This is a genomic window from Sinorhizobium sp. RAC02 (genome assembly GCF_001713395.1).
In the GTDB taxonomy this organism is placed as follows: domain Bacteria; phylum Pseudomonadota; class Alphaproteobacteria; order Rhizobiales; family Rhizobiaceae; genus Shinella.
Window position 1 is genome coordinate 15,159 of the sequence record NZ_CP016452.1, and the last position, 18,352, is coordinate 33,510.

At 61.5% G+C, this 18,352-nt stretch carries 16 protein-coding genes; 8 read left to right on the forward strand and 8 right to left on the reverse strand.

What is annotated here, in order from left to right; all coding sequences use genetic code 11:
* Window positions 1-28 precede the first annotated feature (28 nt).
* The 3 genes from BSY16_RS21150 to BSY16_RS21160 all read right to left on the reverse strand — a co-directional run bounded on the left by BSY16_RS21150 (window position 29) and on the right by BSY16_RS21160 (window position 2,939).
* On the reverse strand, window positions 29-712 hold the full coding sequence (locus tag BSY16_RS21150; RefSeq protein ID WP_069061876.1) for an urease accessory protein UreF: 684 nt from the start codon (window positions 710-712) through the stop codon (window positions 29-31).
* Between the two features lie 83 nt (window positions 713-795).
* Complete coding sequence (locus tag BSY16_RS21155; RefSeq protein ID WP_069061877.1) at window positions 796-1,374, reverse strand: HupE/UreJ family protein; 579 nt, start codon at window positions 1,372-1,374, stop codon at window positions 796-798.
* A gap of 128 nt (window positions 1,375-1,502) precedes the next feature.
* Entirely contained in the window at window positions 1,503-2,939 is a 1,437-nt protein-coding gene (locus BSY16_RS21160; protein WP_069061878.1) for a GntP family permease, read from the reverse strand.
* Between the two features lie 629 nt (window positions 2,940-3,568).
* On the opposite strand from BSY16_RS21160, the gene BSY16_RS21165 reads away from it, so the two are divergent.
* Together BSY16_RS21165 and BSY16_RS21170 are read left to right on the forward strand one after the other, a co-directional pair.
* On the forward strand, window positions 3,569-4,564 hold the full coding sequence (locus tag BSY16_RS21165) for an AraC family transcriptional regulator (RefSeq protein ID WP_286157302.1): 996 nt from the start codon (window positions 3,569-3,571) through the stop codon (window positions 4,562-4,564).
* Between the two features lie 587 nt (window positions 4,565-5,151).
* Complete coding sequence (locus BSY16_RS21170) at window positions 5,152-6,222, forward strand: helix-turn-helix domain-containing protein (protein ID WP_069061880.1); 1,071 nt, start codon at window positions 5,152-5,154, stop codon at window positions 6,220-6,222.
* An 89-nt stretch (window positions 6,223-6,311) separates the two neighbouring features.
* On the opposite strand, the gene ureG is transcribed toward BSY16_RS21170, so the two are convergent.
* A complete protein-coding gene (gene ureG, locus BSY16_RS21175; RefSeq protein ID WP_069061881.1) occupies window positions 6,312-6,923 on the reverse strand; it encodes an urease accessory protein UreG in 612 nt (203 codons plus the stop codon).
* 253 nt (window positions 6,924-7,176) lie between these two features.
* Here ureG and BSY16_RS21180 point away from each other — a divergent pair, with 253 nt between their 5' ends.
* The 3 genes from BSY16_RS21180 (at window position 7,177) to BSY16_RS21195 (ending at window position 11,536) form a co-directional block, all read left to right on the forward strand.
* Window positions 7,177-8,736, forward strand: coding sequence for a Do family serine endopeptidase (locus BSY16_RS21180; protein WP_069061882.1), 1,560 nt, complete (start codon window positions 7,177-7,179; stop codon window positions 8,734-8,736).
* Between the two features lie 551 nt (window positions 8,737-9,287).
* Window positions 9,288-9,818 carry an HdeD family acid-resistance protein gene (locus tag BSY16_RS21190; protein ID WP_069061884.1) on the forward strand — a complete coding sequence of 177 codons (531 nt, stop codon included), beginning with the start codon at window positions 9,288-9,290 and terminating at the stop codon, window positions 9,816-9,818.
* 41 nt (window positions 9,819-9,859) lie between these two features.
* Window positions 9,860-11,536 carry an alpha/beta hydrolase gene (locus BSY16_RS21195; RefSeq protein ID WP_069061885.1) on the forward strand — a complete coding sequence of 559 codons (1,677 nt, stop codon included), beginning with the start codon at window positions 9,860-9,862 and terminating at the stop codon, window positions 11,534-11,536.
* A gap of 12 nt (window positions 11,537-11,548) precedes the next feature.
* Here BSY16_RS21195 and BSY16_RS21200 read toward each other — a convergent pair whose 3' ends face one another.
* Window positions 11,549-12,589 carry an AI-2E family transporter gene (locus BSY16_RS21200; protein ID WP_069061886.1) on the reverse strand — a complete coding sequence of 347 codons (1,041 nt, stop codon included), beginning with the start codon at window positions 12,587-12,589 and terminating at the stop codon, window positions 11,549-11,551.
* A 243-nt stretch (window positions 12,590-12,832) separates the two neighbouring features.
* A complete protein-coding gene (locus tag BSY16_RS21205) occupies window positions 12,833-13,198 on the reverse strand; it encodes a YMGG-like glycine zipper-containing protein (protein WP_353652389.1) in 366 nt (121 codons plus the stop codon).
* Between the two features lie 1,138 nt (window positions 13,199-14,336).
* Here BSY16_RS21205 and BSY16_RS21215 point away from each other — a divergent pair.
* Window positions 14,337-15,023 carry a transposase gene (locus BSY16_RS21215; RefSeq protein ID WP_150130092.1) on the forward strand — a complete coding sequence of 229 codons (687 nt, stop codon included), beginning with the start codon at window positions 14,337-14,339 and terminating at the stop codon, window positions 15,021-15,023.
* A 150-nt stretch (window positions 15,024-15,173) separates the two neighbouring features.
* Window positions 15,174-15,419, forward strand: coding sequence for a hypothetical protein (locus BSY16_RS21220; RefSeq protein WP_286157376.1), 246 nt, complete (start codon window positions 15,174-15,176; stop codon window positions 15,417-15,419).
* Between the two features lie 109 nt (window positions 15,420-15,528).
* On the opposite strand, the gene BSY16_RS21225 is transcribed toward BSY16_RS21220, so the two are convergent.
* Entirely contained in the window at window positions 15,529-16,068 is a 540-nt protein-coding gene (locus BSY16_RS21225; RefSeq protein ID WP_069063611.1) for a flavodoxin, read from the reverse strand.
* A gap of 101 nt (window positions 16,069-16,169) precedes the next feature.
* On the reverse strand, window positions 16,170-17,327 hold the full coding sequence (locus BSY16_RS21230; protein ID WP_069061890.1) for an aldo/keto reductase: 1,158 nt from the start codon (window positions 17,325-17,327) through the stop codon (window positions 16,170-16,172).
* A 117-nt stretch (window positions 17,328-17,444) separates the two neighbouring features.
* On the opposite strand from BSY16_RS21230, the gene BSY16_RS21235 reads away from it, so the two are divergent.
* Window positions 17,445-18,332, forward strand: a complete 888-nt coding sequence (locus tag BSY16_RS21235) for a LysR family transcriptional regulator (protein ID WP_069061891.1) — start codon at window positions 17,445-17,447, stop codon at window positions 18,330-18,332.
* The last annotated feature ends 20 nt before the right edge of the window (window positions 18,333-18,352 follow it).

Here is an 18,352-nt window from a genome sequence, read left to right on the forward strand (position 1 = left end):
CGATCCGCTCAAGGGCCCGAAAGGGAGCCTATGAGCGGAACAGCCGGCTGTACTGCGTCTCGTGCCATGCGCTGGCCATCGCCATTGCCGGTGCGGCATTGCCGATGTCGTCGTCCTCTATGGATTCAGCCCTCAGGGCTGCACGTTCGATGACGTCTCCTGCCGCGATGAGAAGACGCTGGCCGGCAATGTGCCCCAGCGGCACAAGCCGGATGGCTGCTGATACCTGCCCCTCGATGGTGCTCCACAACAGTCCGCGCAGCGCATCGGCCGCCGCGATATTCCAGTGGGTGGCGGCAAGGGCGAAAGCGGCGGGGTAGCTCAGCCTGCACTCGGCGAAGGATCGAGCGGAAGCCGCATCGAGGTCCTGGAGAAGCCGCAGCAGCGATTCCCCCATTTGCTTGTCCTCCAGCTCGATCTCCCGGCTTTCTCGTGCCGCCGACAGCCACGCATTGGCCCTCAGGAACGCCGCACGATCGCCCGCATCGAGAGCCAGCATCATGCGCCAGAACAGGGCCGCATCGCAGACCGCGTAGCTGTGTTCGATGAGGCCGAATATCCAGCCGGACGCTGTGGCCTCGTCGCGAACGATCCCGTCGTGGACCGCCCATTCCAGACTACGGGAATAGGAAAACGCGCCAACGGGCTGGCTCGGGCTGACGAGCCTTAGAAGCTGGATGGGCAGGCTGCCGGGCGTTCGTTCTGACGTCACGTCTCTTCCCCAAAGCAGTTGACCCGAAGCCGGACAAGAACCGCGGCTTCGGGCTCCAGATGCACCGAAACCCGCTCGTCAGCTCAGCTGGCAAGCAGGAAGACACCACCGAGCGCGGTGGCGCCACCGGCAATCCGCAGGCCTGCCGAGCCATGCATCAAGCGACCGGCGGCAAGGCCAAGACCGATGCCCGCGGCATGAAGGACGATTGTCGCAAGCGCAAAACCCGCACCGAAGGAAAGGGCGCTGTCGCCGGCCATCTCAGCACCGTGCGCATGCCCGTGGAAAAAGGCGAACACGCCGACAATCGCCGCTGCGGCCCCAACCGGAACAGGCTGAGCGATAGCGACCAGAAGGCCAATGACAACAATAGAGGCGAGGATGACAGGCTCGACGAAGGGCACCGGCAGGCCGGTGAGCGCTGCAACAAAACCGAGGAGCATGACGCCGACAAAGGTCGCGGGAACGGCGATGAGCGCGCGCCCCCCGAGTGTCGCCGCCCACAGACCAACCGCGACCATTGCCAGAACATGGTCCAGGCCCGAGAGCGGGTGCAGGAACCCGGCAATGAAGGAACCATGTTCGGCATGGCCGACATGCGCGAAGGCCGGCGTGCTCATCACCAGCAACGGTGCAAGGGTCAGAACGGACAATTTTTTCATCGTACCACCTCCGTAGTGTTGATCGAATAAAGAGCGCTCGAAAGCCGACGGGCACCTTCCGTTTTCCGGCAGCTCCGCTGCAACCATGCTCACCAAACCGGCCCCGTCTTCCGCTCGCCGCGGCCTGTTCAGAACGAACCGAACATCGACCCCAGCACGAAGACCGCGACCAGGGAGATGATGACGCCGACAATGACGGTCATCACCATGTCGAAGTAACTTCCGGCATGCGTCTGTTTGCTGATCTGCAGGAGCAGGAGCACCGTACCGTTGTGCGGCAGGGCATCGAGCGTACCGGCGCTGATGGTCGTCAGGCGGTGCATCAGCGCAGGATCGATGCCGTATTCTGCTGCCATGCGCATATATTCACTGCCGAGCGCATTAAGAGCGATCGCCATGCCGCCCGAGGCCGTACCCGTCAGCCCGGCCAGCGCGTTCATCGCGACGACCAGCGAAACGAGTGGACCGCCCGGCATCTGCAGGACCGCATCCCGCACGACGTTGAAGGCCGGCATGGCCGCAACGACCGCACCGAAGCCAACGAGGCTTGCTACCGTCAAGATCGGCAGGACAGCGGAGTTGGCGCCGGCATCCAGGCTTTCGCGCAGCTTCCCGAGCCGCCCATAATTGACGGCGATGACAGTGATGATCGCGGCCGCCAAGGCGATGAGAACCGCCCAGACGCCGAGCGTCGAGGATGTATTGAGGCCAAGAGCCGCTTCAGCGGCAGAAAAATCGATCCGGGGCAGCACCACCAGCGCCATGAGAAAGTTGACGGCGATGACGACGATCAGCGGCAGCACCGCAAACAGGAAGGACGGGCCGCTGTCGCTCCGCTCACCGTGGGTCAGTTCAATCGGATCGAAGTCGCCGGCGGTCGTCGCCTGCTCGCGCACCTTTTCGCTGATGACGACGGCAGCGCCATCCTCCGTGTAGCCTTCCCCGGCAGCGCGTGCCTTCGCCTCGATGCGAGCCAGCCACCACATCCCGAAAGCAAAGGTGATGATCGATGCGATGATGCCGAGGCCAGGGGCGGCGAAGGTCGTCGTGCCGAAGTACGGCATGGGAATGGCATTGTTGGTCGAGGGGGTGCCGGGCATGGCCGACATGGTGAAGGTGAACGCGCCTAGACCAATTGCAGCGGGCATCAGCCGCGCCGGGATGTTCGCCGCGCGGAACATTTCGCGGGTCATCGGCACCAGCACGAAGAATGCGACGAAGACGCTGACGCCGCCATAGGTGACGACGGCAGAAGCAAGAACCACCGAGAGCATGGTCCGCTTGACGCCGAGCCGCTCCGTCAGGTAGCGGGCGATCGAGGTGATCGAACCGCTGTCATCCATCATCTTGCCAAAGATGCCGCCCAACAAGAACATCGGGAACCATTGCGCGACGAAACGCGCCGTGCCGTTCATGAAGGTCGCGGTCCAGTGCGGCAGAAGCGGTTCGCCCGAAATGAGCGCAACCACAAGGGCTGCGGCGGGCGCGAGCAGCAGCACGCTCCATCCACGGTAGGCAAACCACATCAGCAGGCCGAGCCCTAGCAGAATTCCAAACAGCCCCATGCTCTGCCTCTCATCCTGATCTGTTCCGTCACGACGCATCGCGATCCGCCACATGATCGCGAGCAACCCGGCTGAGGGAGAGGAACGGCAGATTGCACCATCCCAGCTCCACCGTGATTTTCATGAACCAGGCTTGGCGATTAGTCGATCAGGCGCGCCTGCAAAGTCTTCGATAAGGACAAGAAATGGACGCCATGCGCATTTATGGGATTCTGCTACCCTATCGAGATAGGCACCAGACAGGATCGTCGGACCGCAAGCCAGCGCACTGTAGATTGACACCGAGAACTGACGCGCTCCAGCAGCGTTTTCTCGACAAGACCGCAAGATCAGCGGAAACCTGAAACAGAGCCAAACAGCGTGGATGACGAGTACTGGCGAAAGTGGTGGTTTTATAGGTGACGGTCGACGGGGGTTGGATATTTCATCTACAATCCGTGTCCATTGGCGATGAATCGCCCTATCGCGCAGGTATGAGCTTCATTAAAATATCACTCGCATGACGGGAGTCACGGCGGGCGCGGGGATGTGTCCGAGCAGGCAAACAGCGTGAAAACCGAGGCTGAATTGGGCGGAAACGATCGCATCCGGTATCTCCCTGGCCGGGCGACACATTGTTGGGGGCCATGATGCTGGAGGCGCCGACTTGGTACGCGCGCAAATACAACTCCGTTGCGGCCCGAACCGGCGAGTCCGACCCCGATGCGGAATTCCATATCCAGCAGATCGGTGCGCAGAGCCATGCATCGCACTTGGCGACTATCGATTACGGTGATGCATTCGTCCTCGCCTTGCAGGACAAAGGCGGCATTGCGATGTCGGGAGCAATCAATGACGATGCGTTGACGGCGGTATTCCTCTGGGGTGAAGGCACCACCTTCAACGGGCAACGGAGTGAAATACCGCAGTTGCGGGTCGTCAGCCCGGGAACGGAATTCAACCTCGAAATGCCTGGCCGCTATCAGCTCATGAGGATCGGCCTGCGCGGGGCGGCCCTCGATCCGTTGCGCACGGCACCGGCCTCCCATCTGAAAGGGCGAAGCTGGCTTACGCCCGGAGTGCACAAGCCGCGCTTCGCCCCGGGGGCCGAGCTGGAGCTTCAGCAGAAGCTGCTGCGGACCGCCCGCTTCGCCGAAGCTGCCGCGCGGCGCGGCCATGACCTGCGTGCCGCTCTGGCGGTTGCAGCCAGCGAGGCCGGCGGTGCGCTCGCGCGTTTGCTCTCAAGCGCAGAGGAAGCACCTACCCGCAGCCTTGGATCCCGCGATCGGCACAATCTCGTCGATGTCACGCTCGCCATCCTTGATGCAAACCCACACAGCCCGGTTTCAGTCAGTGCCGTCTGCAATGCCCTGGGTATCGGAGAGCGCACGCTGGAGCGTGCTTTTCAGGAACTTCTGGGGATTAGCCCTCGCGCCTATGAGCGGGAGCGACGGCTGCGGGGCGCGCACGGCCTGATCCTGACAGAGGGTGACCGCCTCTCGATCACCGACATCGCCATGAGCTTCAGCTTCTGGCACCTCGGTCGCTTCGCCGCAGCCTATGCGGCGCTGTTCGGTTGTTCCCCCAGCGAGACGCGTCGGCGCATCTGGGAGGATGCAGAGCCCATGACCTATGAGCATTGCTGAGCCTGCCTTGCGCAGGTGACTTGCGCGCAACCCGCGCCATCCCATCAACGGTGCTTTGAAAATATCGGGGCTCGTGCTGGCCCACTAGTGATCGACCTGATCCAGCGATGGCGGCATTCCCTGCCTTTTGAGACTGCCGACGCTTCGTTGCATCTGCGGATGGTCCGCTTGCTCCGATTCCCCAGCGGCAGAGCACCGGCGTTGAGTTCCCATCAACCGCTCTGCGTGTCGGAAAGTGGATAGAGATTTCCCGGCACTCGGCAGACTCTGATGAGGCGACCTCATCGCCGCATCGATTCCAGAGCGGCTTTGGCTCTCGAGCGTGCCCATGAGATCGGAATTGAAGGACCGGCGGGATCGCTCGGCAAACGGCGGCGCATTTCCAACGAAGCCGGTGTTCGCCGCGAATACCAAAAGGGCAGAGTGATGTTTGATCGACCGTCCAGGCACAGCAACCATGCCAGTCTAAGCACACCCCGAAGCCGGTGCGCCAGCGTCGTCCCAACCATGCAACCAGTAGCTGGAAACACGCGACGTAGCAGACGCTCTACGCGGGCCTGCCCGAAGCCGGCGGAATAAGATTCGCCATGGACACAAGAGTACGCTCAGTCGGCATTCCTTTTGATCCTTTCGCCCATGATCCTCTGCGTTGCGCGATCGATGTGGACACCTCGTCACAGATGCCTGGCGAACAGTTCGACTTTTTTCAGACCTGGTATGCAGGGCTCGCCGAAATCGAGCTTCTCCGAGCTGCGGAATCCTCATTTCCGGCCCATCAGCAGGTATGGCAACTGGGAAATCTGGCATTGAGCGCCACGAGGCTTCCCGGCTCCGGCTACGATATTCAATGGGCGCACAAGAAACGCCCCATGCTTGACCATTGGATGCTGTCCGTCCCGTTCTCTCGAACTCCTGACGGCGTGATGAACCCGGGAAGGCCTGGACTGACATGTCTGGCATCACCCCATGAAAGGGTGACCAACGACGACCTTTTAATCACGCTGTTTCTACCGCGCGCATGGCTGGCGACACATCCGTCAAGGATCGAGGTCAGCGACGCCACTTTGAACTTCCTGGCCCATTACGCTGTTCTGCTTCACCGTTCTCTTCCTGATCTGAAGGAAGGGGATTTGCCCCACATTGTTGCGGCAACGTCCAATCTTTTTACGGCAGCTCTCACCCGGTGTGACAACCATCTCGTAGCAGCACAGGGACCGATGGACGGCATTGCCGCTGCGCGGATCACCAGGGTCATTGCAGAAAAACTGGCCGACCGCCGTTTAACTCCAGACAAGCTCTGCCGTGCAATCGGCGTCTCGCGGTCCCGTCTCTACCGGATTTTCGAGCCGGCAGGCGGAGTGTCCAACTACATCCGCCGTAAACGGCTGCTCAGGACGCGCGATATCCTGGCTGATCGTTCGGATCAAAGGACAATCTCAAGCATTGCAGAGGAGTGGGGCTTCCCCGAAGCCTCGGTCTACAGCCGGATGTTCAAGAAAGAGTTTGGCATGTCTCCTACCGAGGCACGCGACCTGGGTTGGCAGGGTGTCAAACACGCCACCTGGCTGAGCATCGGCCAGCAAGGTGATCACGGCTGCGTCCTCAGCGACCTTCTCATCAACAACTCTCTGGGCCTATCCCGCTCTCCTGCGCGGTGAGTTACCGCGTGCAGGACAAGGCCCAACGGTGAGCGACTTCGACTGGAAAGTCGCGGGGCCGGATGCCCCATTACCTGCACTTCGTGCTGTCACAGCCCGCCCTGTACCCGCAGAAAATCGACAATGCGGTCAACGCCATCACCGCGCTTCATATCGGAAAAGACGAAGGGACGCTCCGCGCGCATGCGTCCGGCATCCCGCTCCATCACATCGAGATCGGCGCCAACATGCGGTGCCAGGTCCTTCTTGTTGATGACGAGCAGGTCCGAGCGCGTGATGCCCGGCCCGCCCTTGCGCGGGATTTCCTCGCCCTGGCAGACGGAAATGACGTAGATCGTCAGGTCCGCAAGGTCGGGCGAGAAGGTCGCCGCCAGATTGTCGCCGCCTGATTCGATAAAGACCACGTCCAGTTCCGGGAAACGCCGGTTGAGATCGGCAATGGCCTGAAGATTGATCGACGCATCCTCGCGGATCGCGGTGTGCGGGCAGCCGCCCGTCTCGACGCCGACGATGCGGTCCGAAGACAGCGCCTGCATGCGCACCAGCGCCTCGGCATCCTCCTTCGTGTAGATATCGTTGGTGACGACGGCGACCGAGTAGTGCTCGCGCATCGCCTTGCAGAGCTTTTCGGTGAGCGCCGTCTTGCCCGAGCCCACGGGGCCGCCGATACCGACGCGCAGGGGACCGTTGTGTGATGTCATATAAACCTCCGGAAAATATGGAGCACTGCGCCATAGACAGCATCGTGGCGGGCTTGCAGGTGAGCAGTTCGCCATTCGCATGTCAATCGGCCCATTGACTGCGAATGGGTGCCAACGCCGGGAAGCTCTCCTCAACGCGCATTACCAATGTTTCACCCTTCCTCCATGCGGACGTAACCTGGATTCGCCCATACCTTTCTCATTCGCCGGAGCAATCCCGGCTCGAGCCAGCTTGAAAGGACGGTTCATCAACATGCGCACGCCCATCCGCCCCTCCCTGAAAACCGTATTGCAAACCACGTCCGTTGCCGGCCTTGCAGCGGTCATGCTTGCCACCGGCATTCCGGCACAGGTCGCGCAATCCTTCGCCGCCCCTGTCGCCGTCACCCCATCGCAGGCACCCAGCTTTGCCGATGTCGTCTCATCGGTTTCGCCCGCCGTGGTCTCCATCCGCGTCAAGTCGGATGTGCAGCTCGCCTCCAGCGATGCCGGCGACTTCTCCAACAATTTCGGCGGCGGCAACTTCGACCAGCTTCCCGACGATCATCCGCTGAAGCGATTCTTCCGCGAGTTTGGCGGCTCTGCCCAGCAAGGCAAGGGAACTGAGCAGCAGGCTGACGGTGGCGCGAAGAAGGACGCCACTCGCCCCCGCCACCTTCGCCCGACGGTGCAAGGGTCCGGCTTCTTCATCTCGGAAGACGGCTATGTCGTCACCAACAACCACGTCGTCGCCGACGGCTTGGCCTATACGGTGGTGCTGAACGACGGCACGGAGATTGATGCCAAACTGATCGGCAAAGACAGCCGCACCGACCTCGCCGTGCTGAAGGTCGATGACAAACGCAAGTTCACCTACGTGCAGTTCGCAGACGACTCCAAGGTTCGCGTCGGCGACTGGGTCGTGGCCGTCGGCAATCCGTTCGGCCTCGGCGGTACGGTGACGGCCGGCATCATTTCGGCGCGCGGCCGCGACATCGGCTCCGGTCCCTATGACGACTACCTCCAGGTGGATGCTGCCGTGAACCGCGGCAACTCGGGCGGCCCGACCTTCAACCTTTCCGGCGAAGTCGTGGGCATCAACACCGCGATCTTCTCTCCGTCCGGCGGCAATGTCGGTATCGCCTTCGCGATTCCCGCCTCCACAGCCAAGGATGTGGTCGCCAACCTGATCAAGGACGGCAAGGTCGAGCGCGGCTGGCTCGGCGTGCAGATCCAGCCCGTTGACCAGGACATCGCCGACTCGCTCGGCCTGAAGGACGCTGCCGGCGCGCTCGTCGTCGCCCCCCAGGAAGGTTCGCCCGGCCAGAAGGCCGGCATCAAGGAAGGCGACGTAATCACGGCCGTCAATGGCCAGCCGCTCAAGGACGCCCGTGACCTGTCGCGCCGCATTGCGGCCTTCGGCCCGAAGGCAAAGGTGGACGTCGCCCTGCTACGTGATGGCAAAGCCCAGATCGTAACGGTCACGCTCGGCGAAACGGCAAGCGACGACGTCGCCGCAAACGCAGAGCAGTCAGGCGACCAGGCGGCACCAGCCGAGACGACCGAACTGACGGCGCTCGGCCTCACCGTCGCTCCGTCCGACGACAAGTCCGGCCTCGTCGTGACGAATGTCGATCCGGACAGCTATGCGGCCGACCAGGGCTTCAAAGGCGGCGAAAAGATCGTCTCGATCAACAACCGGAAAGTCACCAGCGCAACCGACGTCGAGAGTGTTCTCGACGGCGCCCGCAAGGATGGCCGCAAGCGCGCGCTCTTCCAACTGGAGGCCGACGGCAGCACCCGGTTCGTAGCCCTGCCGATCGATCAGGCCTGACAGCAAGAAGACCGAAAGCAATATAGGGGCGCCGGGCAACCGGCGCCTTTTTCGCAGGCCCACAGGCTTTTGTCCGGCAATGACGTATTGATTAAATCGTCCACGAAGTAGGCACCACGTCCCTAAAGCACGCGCCCTCCCCAGCCGCTTCTTGACAAGATACCGCACGCGGAACCTATCGTCGCAAAGCTTCTGGTTGATGGAGGAAGAAGATGCGCAAAAACATGTGGCCGGCCTTTGCTCTCGCACTCAGCCTGATGCTGCCTGTATCGGTGCCAGTGCCGGCTTATGCGGTATCCGTGAACATTCACGTCGGCTCCAACCTCAACTTTGGACGCGCGATCACCTGCAGGCAGGGCCAGCAACTCATTCAGAACCGTGGCTTCCGGAGTGTCCGTCGGGTCGACTGCAGGGGCCGGACATTCATCTATCACGCACGGCGCGGAAACAGCCATTTCGAGATTGCTCTCAGTTCCCGTACCGGCCGCGTCATCGATGTTCGTCGACTTCGCCGATAGGTCGAAAAAAATCAGCGGGTTAAGGGGCAGACGATGACGAGCCAATCCAGCGCAGACCATCCCAGATTGTCGCGATGGAGCAATTCGGCCATCGGCGTCGCCCTGGTCCTTGCTGGTGCCTTCGTCCTCGCGGACGTCGCTTTGGCAACGGTGGTGAGTGCCGTCATTCTCGCAATCGCCGTAATCTGCGCCGGTATCGTGGAGATCGGGCTTTCGGTCATTGCGGGCGGATGGCGCGGGTTCCTTTGGCAGATCGCGCTTGGTGTTCTCTATATAGCCTTTGGCCTGGTACTCCTGAGCCTGCCGAGCTTCGGTTCGCAGTTCCTGACATGGGCGCTCGGTGTCATCTTGTTGCTCTCGGGCGTTGCCCGGGTCTTCATCGGCGTGAACTACCTGCGGAGTGGCAAGCGAACGATGTTTTTCTCCGGCCTGCTCGGCGTGATTGCCGGCTTCCTCATCCTGGCAGGATATCCTTCGACCAGCGGCTGGGTGATCGGCGCGTTCCTGGGGATCGATCTGATCGTGCATGGCGTCGGCTGGCTTAACGCAGATCGGGGGGCCTGATCCGTGATGATGGCGGCTATCGAAGGCACGTCGCTGCCGTCATGCTGACCTTTGTGAAGCGACAGATCCTGGTTGACGTCATCCTGCGGTTCCTACGATCCCTGTCGGCAGGCGGCGTCGTGCTCGGCACGATATTTTTTGCCGCATCCCTCACGCCGACCCTCATCCCGCGAACCTTCCTTATACAGGGCGCTCTTTCCGGTGGATGTTTCGCCATCGGCTATGCGATCGGCGTCGGCTGGCGCTGGCTGTGGCGCTACATGGAGTTGCCCGAACCGCGCGGTCGTCTGGAGAGATGGCTCAAGATCGTCGTTCTCGGTCTTTGCCTGATCCTGGCCGTCGCATTCCTCCTGAAGACCACCGCGTGGCAGAACTCGATCCACGCGCTCATGGCAATGGAGCCTGTCAGCAGTGCCCATCCTCTCGAGGTCAGCCTGATCGCCATCCTGACCTTCCTGGCCCTCGTCATGCTGGCCCGGCTGTTCATGGTCGTCGTTCACCTGATTTCGAAAGGCGCCGATCGTGTCGTCCCGCCAAGGGTTTCACGCGTGATCGGCTTTTCGCTCGGGATCATCCTGTTCTGGTCCGTGGCAAACGGCTTGCTGGTCCGCTACACGCTGCATGTCCTCGATTCGTCCTTTGCTGCCTTCGACGCACTTTTCGAGCCGGATCGTGACCAGCCCACATCGCCGCTTCAGACCGGAAGCGCGGCCTCGCTCATGGCCTGGGAGGAGCTTGGAAGGACCGGCCGGCGATTTGTTTCCTCCGGCCCGAGTGGGAAAGACATCGCGGAATTCACGGGCCAACCGGCCTTGGAGCCGATCCGGGTCTATGCAAGCCTTCGCGCCGGCGACACCGCCACAGAACGGGCAAAACTGGCTTTCGATGAACTGAAACGGGTCGGCGGGTTCGAGCGCTCGACCCTCGTCGTGATCACGCCGACGGGCACGGGCTGGGTCGATCCCGCGGCGATCGACACCGTCGAATATCTCCACCGCGGGGATATCGCCAGCGTGGCGCTGCAGTATTCCTATCTTTCGAGCCCGCTCTCCCTGCTGGTCGAGCCCGACTATGGCATGGAGGCGGCTCAGGCCCTCTTTGCGCAGGTCTATGGCTACTGGACGACCTTGCCGCGGGACCACCGGCCGAAACTCTATCTGCACGGGCTCAGTCTTGGAGCCCTGAACTCGGAGCGATCCACGGACATCTTCGAGATCCTCGGCGACCCGATCCAGGGGGCGGTCTGGAGCGGGCCGCCTTTTGCAAGCAGCATCTGGCGTCAGGTAACGGAAGCGCGCAATGCCGGATCACCAATGTGGCTGCCTGAATTTCGCGATGGCGCGACATTCCGTTTCATGAACCAGAACGGCCCGACGGTGCCGGCGCAAACGCCATGGGGGCCGATGCGGATCGTCTACCTCCAATACGCCAGCGACGCGATCACCTTCTTCGACTACCGCGACCTCTATCGCCGGCCCGATTGGATGAACGCGCCGCGCGGTCCGGACGTATCTCCGCATCTGCAGTGGTTTCCGATCGTGACCATGCTGCAGCTTGCCGTCGATATGGCCGTGGCCAATGCCACGCCCATGGGATACGGCCACGTTTTCGCGCCGGAACACTATCTCAAGGCCTGGTTGGCGGTAACCGATCCGCAGGGCTGGAGCCCTGAAGACATCAGCAGGCTCTCACGCTATCTGGCGGAACGCGCCCGATAGGTCGGAACCAGGTTATCGCGAAGGCTCGGTTTCCGGCGCGGTGGGTGCGCCAAAGATCTCCGCGATCCATCGCGTCGACGGGAACTCCGCACAGAAGGTCAGGATCGTAATCGTGATCGGCACGCCGATGAACGCGCCGAACAGGCCCCATATGTATGACCAGAAGAAAACCGAGAAGAGAACCAGGAAGGGCGACATCGCAAGCGCATACCCTGCCACTCTGGGCTCGATATAACTTCCAATGACGAACTGGATGATGTTGAGGCCGGCAAAGATGAGGACGGCCGCCTCCGGCGATCCGAACTGTGCCAGCGCATAGGCGCTTGGCAGGAGCGTCGCAACAAACGGCCCCATGAAGGGGATGTAGTTGAGAGTAAAGGCAATGACGCCCCACTCGGCAGCGAACCGGAGCCCAAACGCCGCAGAAAGAGCCCAGACCAATGTGCCGGTGGCAAGGCTCATGACCGTCCTGACGAGCATGTAGCGCCGCAGCTTGGATGCCGTGAGCGCGCCGCCACCGATCACGGCGTTGGCGGTTTCACCGGAGAGGGCCCCGCGGATGTTCCGGGCGATGGCCTCCGTATCGAGCAGGCCGAGCAGCACATAGACGACAACGACGATCCAGAACGAGATCGTGGTGTTCAGCCGGGCCGTCACGCCTTGCAGCATCCGCAGCAGCCAGCCGACGTTGAAATGCTCCGCCCACGCACCGGCGATGACAATGCCATGTCCTTCGAGCCAGTCGGCAAGCTGACCGTAAAGCGCCTGAAACCGTGCACCATCGGCAACGACGGAGCGGCCGATGCGCCCAAATCCCCAGGCGGCGATCGACGTCAGCACGACGAAGACAAGGACGATAACCGCGACCACCAGCGCAAGGGCCAAAAGCTTCGGCAGAAGACGCTGCAGGTTCTTCTGGAATGGCCATACTAGCGCGATGATGAAGAGCGCACCGGCCACCGGGGCAAAGACAGCGGCCGCCAGTTGCAAGGCAGACACGAGCGCAATGGCCGCGATGATGACGAGGGGGGCAACCAGCGCTTGGCTGTTCATGACAACGATATTCCCTGGGAGCGCCGACGGCGCACCGCGGTGGCCAAGGGCAATGTTACTGCAACCTACAACTGCCCTCTGCGCGCGACAATCGGGAATGTCTCGTGTTGCGCATGACCACCGTCACCACTACGAAAGACTTCGACCGCCACAGGCAAAGGCCACTCGACATCTCATTCAGGCCCCATGGACTGGACTGAATATCGATTGCTCCTAGCCTTCATCGGTTAGGATGGCCGTATGTCAGCAACGAACCCGGACGCGATTGCCCCACCGGTCGCGGCCCCAGCACTCGCGAGGATTGGTGGCTACGCCCACCATTGCGCCCGTCGCGCCACCGATTGCAGTACCGACCAGAGCACCACGGCCTCCATTGGCAATACCGCCAATCACGGCGCCGGTGGCAGCACCGGCGACAGTCGTTCCCGCCACGCGCTGTTCGTTCGAGGTGCAACCTGCGACGAGCATGGCGCAGACCGCAGCAAAGGCGATTTTTCGCATTTTCTCTCTCCGAAATAAACTCTTTCCCCTTGCGGGGCCGCAGCATTGCGACGAACCATCTTTGCAAATATCCCCGAGCGAACAATTAGTTGCCTGTCCCAAAACCATGCGGTGCGTCTCTAATCGTGCCCCGTAGACAAAGCCCCGCGCCAAAGCCGAACAACACTAGCGAAGCCCGGGCCGCCACTCCAGGAAGGGCGATGTCAGATTAAGCCTGTGAAGACCGCTCTGATCCCCAGAAGCTGGATCGTTTTTGATTAGAGCTTTTCGCGCTAGTTTCCCGGCCGGGGACAGAAGCGGAAACGATAAAGACATCGAATTTTTCGGACACGTAGAAGGCAGTTATTTGAAACAAGGCGACGATGGCGCGACGGTGGCAGTGATTTGCGGAAAGGCCGGAATCCGCCAGGCCACCTATTTCGACTGGTGCAAGAGATAGGCGGTCTGCCGGCCGACGAGATGCGCCGCTTGTAGGCTTTGCAAGACGAGAACAACCGTCTGAAGAGGATCGTGGCCGATCTCACATTGGTGGTGAGATACGACAAGATATCATCCGCCGATGATCTATAAGGCCTTGCCCGCAGGCGCAAACTGTTTAGCGGGATTTTGGCGGATTAGGGTGTCTCGATCCGGCGGGCCTGCAAGGTACCGACGTTCGACACCTCTACCTGCCATTATAAATCCCGGCGCGCCGCTCAGCTACCGCGACGGATGGACAATCAACTGAAGAAGACACGCAAGATTTACAGCGCGTTGGGCTTTCAGTTGCTCAACAAGCACTCCAAGCGTCGGGTGAAGGCAAAGCTGCAGGAGGACCTCAGGTTGCCTCTGGTCCGATCCATGGCAGCCCGTCAACCGGCACGGAGTGTTGACCCCTTATCGGTGTCGAATCTTGGCTCTGATCCAGAATTTCTGTTGTCACGGGCGAGGCTTTTGCTGATTCATCGGAGGACCAGCATATGCAGCATCGATTCCAGCGCGCGAGCCTTACACCTGACGGCCTCGCAGTGGATGAAGTGAAGATTGTCGCAGATAGCGTTCAAGTTCGGCTGTGATCGCGCCTTCGTTCGGGAAGTTGTCAGGACTGCGGACGGCCAAGCCGGAGAGTTCAAAGTCGATATGTGCGGCGACCCGTTGGCCTGTGCCCCTCAGCGGTCGGCGAGTAGTATTCACGTCGTAGCGCCGGTTCTGGTGTGATGCCGTTCTGTGCGGCCAGCGCATCTTCTGCGAACAGTTCGGTGTCGGCGTGTTGGCTCGCTATGGTCGCCGCACCCAACGGCTGGAGACAATCGTCCACCACCTCGGCTTGGCGCTTGGCGGCAGACCGGCCGCAGCCTTCGCCAATCGTCTGATGATGCCGGTATGCAACGACACACCGCTACCGGTGGTTCGCCGCCGTATTGCTGATCAGAGCGAAGAGTTCAGCATAATAGGCATTAATGATTTTGCCATCAGACGCGGCCAGGCCTACGGAACAATCGTTTGCGACCTTGAGCGGCAGAGGCCTGTCACCCTGTTGCCGGATCGTGCGTTGGGTACGCCTCGGTCATGGTTTGCAGAGTTCCAGTCGATATCGATCGTCGCTCGCGATCGGGGCGGCGGCCATGGTGAGGCTATCGCGAAGGCTCTACCTGATGCTGAGCAGATCGCGAGCCGCTGGCATCTGATGGAGAATTCCGGTCGGGCGTTTCTCTATGCTGTCGGCAAGTCGATGCGCCAGACCAAGCAAGCTGTCGTCAGCAATGTCGTTGATCCCAAGCTTTTTACTTATGCGGAGAGACTACAATATGAGGGATACCTGCGTCGCCAGGAGACGAATGAGGCGATCCGGGTACTGTCGGCCACCAACGAAATCATCTCACCTTTGCCTAATTTGCAAACGGAAGGCCAGACCACGCGACTGAAGCTCATCAACTACAGATCTACGGGATAGCAAAAATTTATATTCTGCGGACGCGATTGATCGGCGTCAGCTAAGATCTCCACTTCGGAAAACGCCGTCATAGCCCAAATTGGACGCAGAAACACACGCCTCAAGGATGAATGGTTCGAGATATTCGAGGCCGCCAATGCAGATCAAGCGATCGCGATCTTTGAATTGACACCGAGAGTCCGTCTCTTGTTCACAGATACTGACATGTCTGGCAGCATGGATGGCCTCAAGCTGGCCATGGCTGTACGTGACCGATGCCCGCCGATCTGCATTATCGCAACCTCCCACAACAAGTTCGTCGAGATCACCGATCTACCGGATGGCAGTATGTTCTTCTCTAAACCCTATAGCCACGGCGATCTGATGGACCCGATGCGTGAGCTTCTGGCCGTGTAGTTGGCCCCTAGTCCGAACAACCACGCCGAGTGTGTGGCGCTGGCAATTTCGGTTCCAGCATCGACCGAAGTGCATGCGCGGATCTGAGCCCGCCGCTGCCTACCGAACCTCATTTAAGATATTGCATGTCTTCCAACCACGCCGAGACGCGTTCAATCGTTTGACGCTCCTGCGGTGCCTGCATGGAGAAACCGTCGAGGACGTTTGCCTGCGGCGCATGGCCAGCGACGACCGACAGGCTGTCGCCAAGACCGTAGCCGCCGTGCGTAACGAGCGGGACGATTGTCTTGCCCGAAAGATCGTGCGCGGAGAGAAACGAGCGGATCACCGGAGGCGTCGTCATGCCCCAGATCGGAAAACCGAGGAAGACAGTGGAATAGCTGATGATGTTGCCGACTGTCGTCTTGAGGGGAGGCTCGTAGCCACGATCGCGTTCCCGCTGCGCCTGTGCGACAGTCTCGAAATAGTCGTCCGGATATGGGGCTTTGGGCTCGATTTCGAACAGGTCGGCCCCCAGCGCCCGACGAACCTGCCGGGCAACGGCCCGCGTGTTTCCACTGCGCGAAAAGCAAACCACCAGCGTCTTCGAGGCGCCTTGCGCCACAGCGGAGGTTCCGCCGGCGGCAAAGGACAGGAGAAGCGGCGTCATGAGAAGGCCCCTTCGGGTCGCATCGACGAAATCGGTCACGGTCGCGCCACCTCCCTGTCAATGCCCGGTCATCTTCAGCACGGCTTCGGGCAGGCGTTCGCCTACTTCTTCTCGGGCGCTTCGACATTCGAGAATGCCAGAACGGCGTCCGGCAGGCGCTGGCCGCGCACTTCGATCGCCGCCACGGCCGTATTGAGGTCGCCGATCTCCTCCGGCGTGAAGCGGATCGCAGCCGCGCCGATGTTTTCGAGCATATGCGCCCTCTGCGTCGTGCCGGGGATGGGCACGATCCAGGGCTTTTGCGCCAGCAGCCATGCGAGCGCGATCTGCGCCCGGGTGGCCTGTTTCCTGTCCGCCCAATCGCCGAGCAACTTCACGAGCGCCAGGTTCGCCGGCAGGTTTTCCGGCGAGAAGCGCTGTTCGATCCCGCGGATATCGCCCTCGGCGAAACGCGTCCGCGCATCGATCGCCCCCGTCAGGAAGCCGACGCCGAGCGGGCTCCACGGCACGAAGCCGATGCCGAGTTCCTCGCAGACGGAAAGCAACTCCTCCTCCGGCCCGCGCCACAGCATCGAATATTCGCTCTGGACCGCCGTCACGGGCAGCGCCGCATGCGCGCGGCGCAATGTCTTCAGCCCCATCTCGGAGAGGCCCCAATGCAGGACCTTGCCCTGGTCCATGAGTTCCTTGACAGCACCCGCCACGTCCTCGATCGGAACCTCGGGATCGACACGGTGCTGGTAGAGAAGGTCGATGCGGTCGGCGCGCAGGCGCTTCAGCATGCCCTCGACCGCCAGCTTGATGTGGTCCGGGCGGCTAATGAGGCCGGGCTTGCGCTCGCCGGTCTCCAGATCGATGTTCCAGCCGAATTTCGAGGTGATCACGACCGTGTCGCGGAACGGCGCGATGGCTTCGCCGAGGATGCGCTCGCATTCATGCGGACCGTAGGCCTCGGCGGTGTCGAAAAAGGTCACGCCGCGCTCATGGGCCGTGCGGATGATGGCGATCATCTCCGGCCGCGACGGGATCGTCGTCTGATAGGTGCGGTGCATGTTCTGGACGCCGAGGCCAACGCTCGACACGTCCAGCGTCCCGAGCTTCCGGCGACCGTCAAGCGAGGCTGCCATAGAACCATTCACGCTGTCGGTCTGCGCCGATGCCTGTGAACCGGCGGCCGCCAGAATGGGTACGGTCGCAAGACCGCCCGCTGCGCCGAGAAAGCGGCGGCGGCCAATCGTCGGAATGCCTTCGTTCGTCATGTCTGCGTGTCCTTTCCAGCGTCCAAATTCGAATGATTTCGAATTTAGCGCCTGCCGCAGACCACGATTAGACGGTATAATGCGCATGAGCCTTTTAGCTGAGCTAACAAATAGCGCATGGAAAATTTCAACGACCTCGCCGCATTCGCCATCGTTGCAAGAGAGAAGAGCTTTACGCGCGCCGCCGCGAAGCTGCGCGTTTCGCCGTCGGCGCTGAGCCAGACCATCCGCAATCTCGAAGAGCGTCTCGGCCTGCGGCTTCTTGCACGCACGACAAGGAGCGTCGCTCCGACGGAAGCGGGCGAGCGCCTGCTGCGCACGATCGCGCCACGTTTCGAGGAAATCGAAGCGGAGCTGGCCGCCTTGAGCGAACTTCGCGACAAGCCGGCCGGAAGGGTGCGCATCACGGCAGGGGAGCACGCGGCGATCTCGGTCCTGCAGCCAGCGCTCAAACGCTTTCTGCCGCTCTATCCGGATATCAATGTCGAGATCATCGTCGATTATGCCCTGACGGACATCGTTGCCGAGGGCTATGACGCCGGCGTGCGCATGGGGGAACAGGTCGCCAAGGACATGATCGCCGTACCGATCGGACCGCATCTGCGGATGGCGGTGGTCGCCTCCCCCCGCTACTTCGAGCAGCGTCCCCTACCCCGCAGGCCGGAGGATCTGGCCGCGCATAACTGCATCAATTCCCGGCTTCCGACCTACGGGGGCCTTTTTGCCTGGGGACTGGAAAAGGACGGGCGTGAGGTGAAGGTGCGGGGCGAAGGCCAGCTCGTCTTCAACAGCCTCAGCATGCGGCTGACCTCGGCGCTCGACGGCCTCGGCATTGCCTACCTGCCCGAAGACCAGGTACTCAAGCATATCGCCGAAGGCCGGCTGGTGCGGGTTCTGGAGGATTGGTGCCCCGCCTTCCCCGGCTATCATCTCTACTATCCGAGCCGTCGACAGCAATCGCCGGCGCTGGCCCTACTGGTGGACGTTCTGCGTTATCGCGGCTGACCTGTGCTTCCTCGCCTGGA

What these genes read in the sequence shown, in the direction of transcription:
- BSY16_RS21155 (WP_069061877.1), bottom strand. Translation starts at nt 1,374, where the DNA reads ATGAAAAAATTGTCCGTTCTGACCCTTGCACCGTTGCTGGTGATGAGC.
- BSY16_RS21160 (WP_069061878.1), bottom strand. Translation starts at nt 2,939, where the DNA reads ATGGGGCTGTTTGGAATTCTGCTAGGGCTCGGCCTGCTGATGTGGTTT.
- BSY16_RS21165 (WP_286157302.1), top strand. Translation starts at nt 3,569, where the DNA reads ATGCTGGAGGCGCCGACTTGGTACGCGCGCAAATACAACTCCGTTGCG.
- BSY16_RS21170 (WP_069061880.1), top strand. Translation starts at nt 5,152, where the DNA reads ATGGACACAAGAGTACGCTCAGTCGGCATTCCTTTTGATCCTTTCGCC.
- ureG (WP_069061881.1), bottom strand. Translation starts at nt 6,923, where the DNA reads ATGACATCACACAACGGTCCCCTGCGCGTCGGTATCGGCGGCCCCGTG.
- BSY16_RS21180 (WP_069061882.1), top strand. Translation starts at nt 7,177, where the DNA reads ATGCGCACGCCCATCCGCCCCTCCCTGAAAACCGTATTGCAAACCACG.
- BSY16_RS21190 (WP_069061884.1), top strand. Translation starts at nt 9,288, where the DNA reads ATGACGAGCCAATCCAGCGCAGACCATCCCAGATTGTCGCGATGGAGC.
- BSY16_RS21195 (WP_069061885.1), top strand. Translation starts at nt 9,860, where the DNA reads ATGCTGACCTTTGTGAAGCGACAGATCCTGGTTGACGTCATCCTGCGG.
- BSY16_RS21200 (WP_069061886.1), bottom strand. Translation starts at nt 12,589, where the DNA reads ATGAACAGCCAAGCGCTGGTTGCCCCCCTCGTCATCATCGCGGCCATT.
- BSY16_RS21205 (WP_353652389.1), bottom strand. Translation starts at nt 13,198, where the DNA reads ATGGTTTTGGGACAGGCAACTAATTGTTCGCTCGGGGATATTTGCAAA.
- BSY16_RS21225 (WP_069063611.1), bottom strand. Translation starts at nt 16,068, where the DNA reads ATGACGCCGCTTCTCCTGTCCTTTGCCGCCGGCGGAACCTCCGCTGTG.
- BSY16_RS21230 (WP_069061890.1), bottom strand. Translation starts at nt 17,327, where the DNA reads ATGACGAACGAAGGCATTCCGACGATTGGCCGCCGCCGCTTTCTCGGC.
- BSY16_RS21235 (WP_069061891.1), top strand. Translation starts at nt 17,445, where the DNA reads ATGGAAAATTTCAACGACCTCGCCGCATTCGCCATCGTTGCAAGAGAG.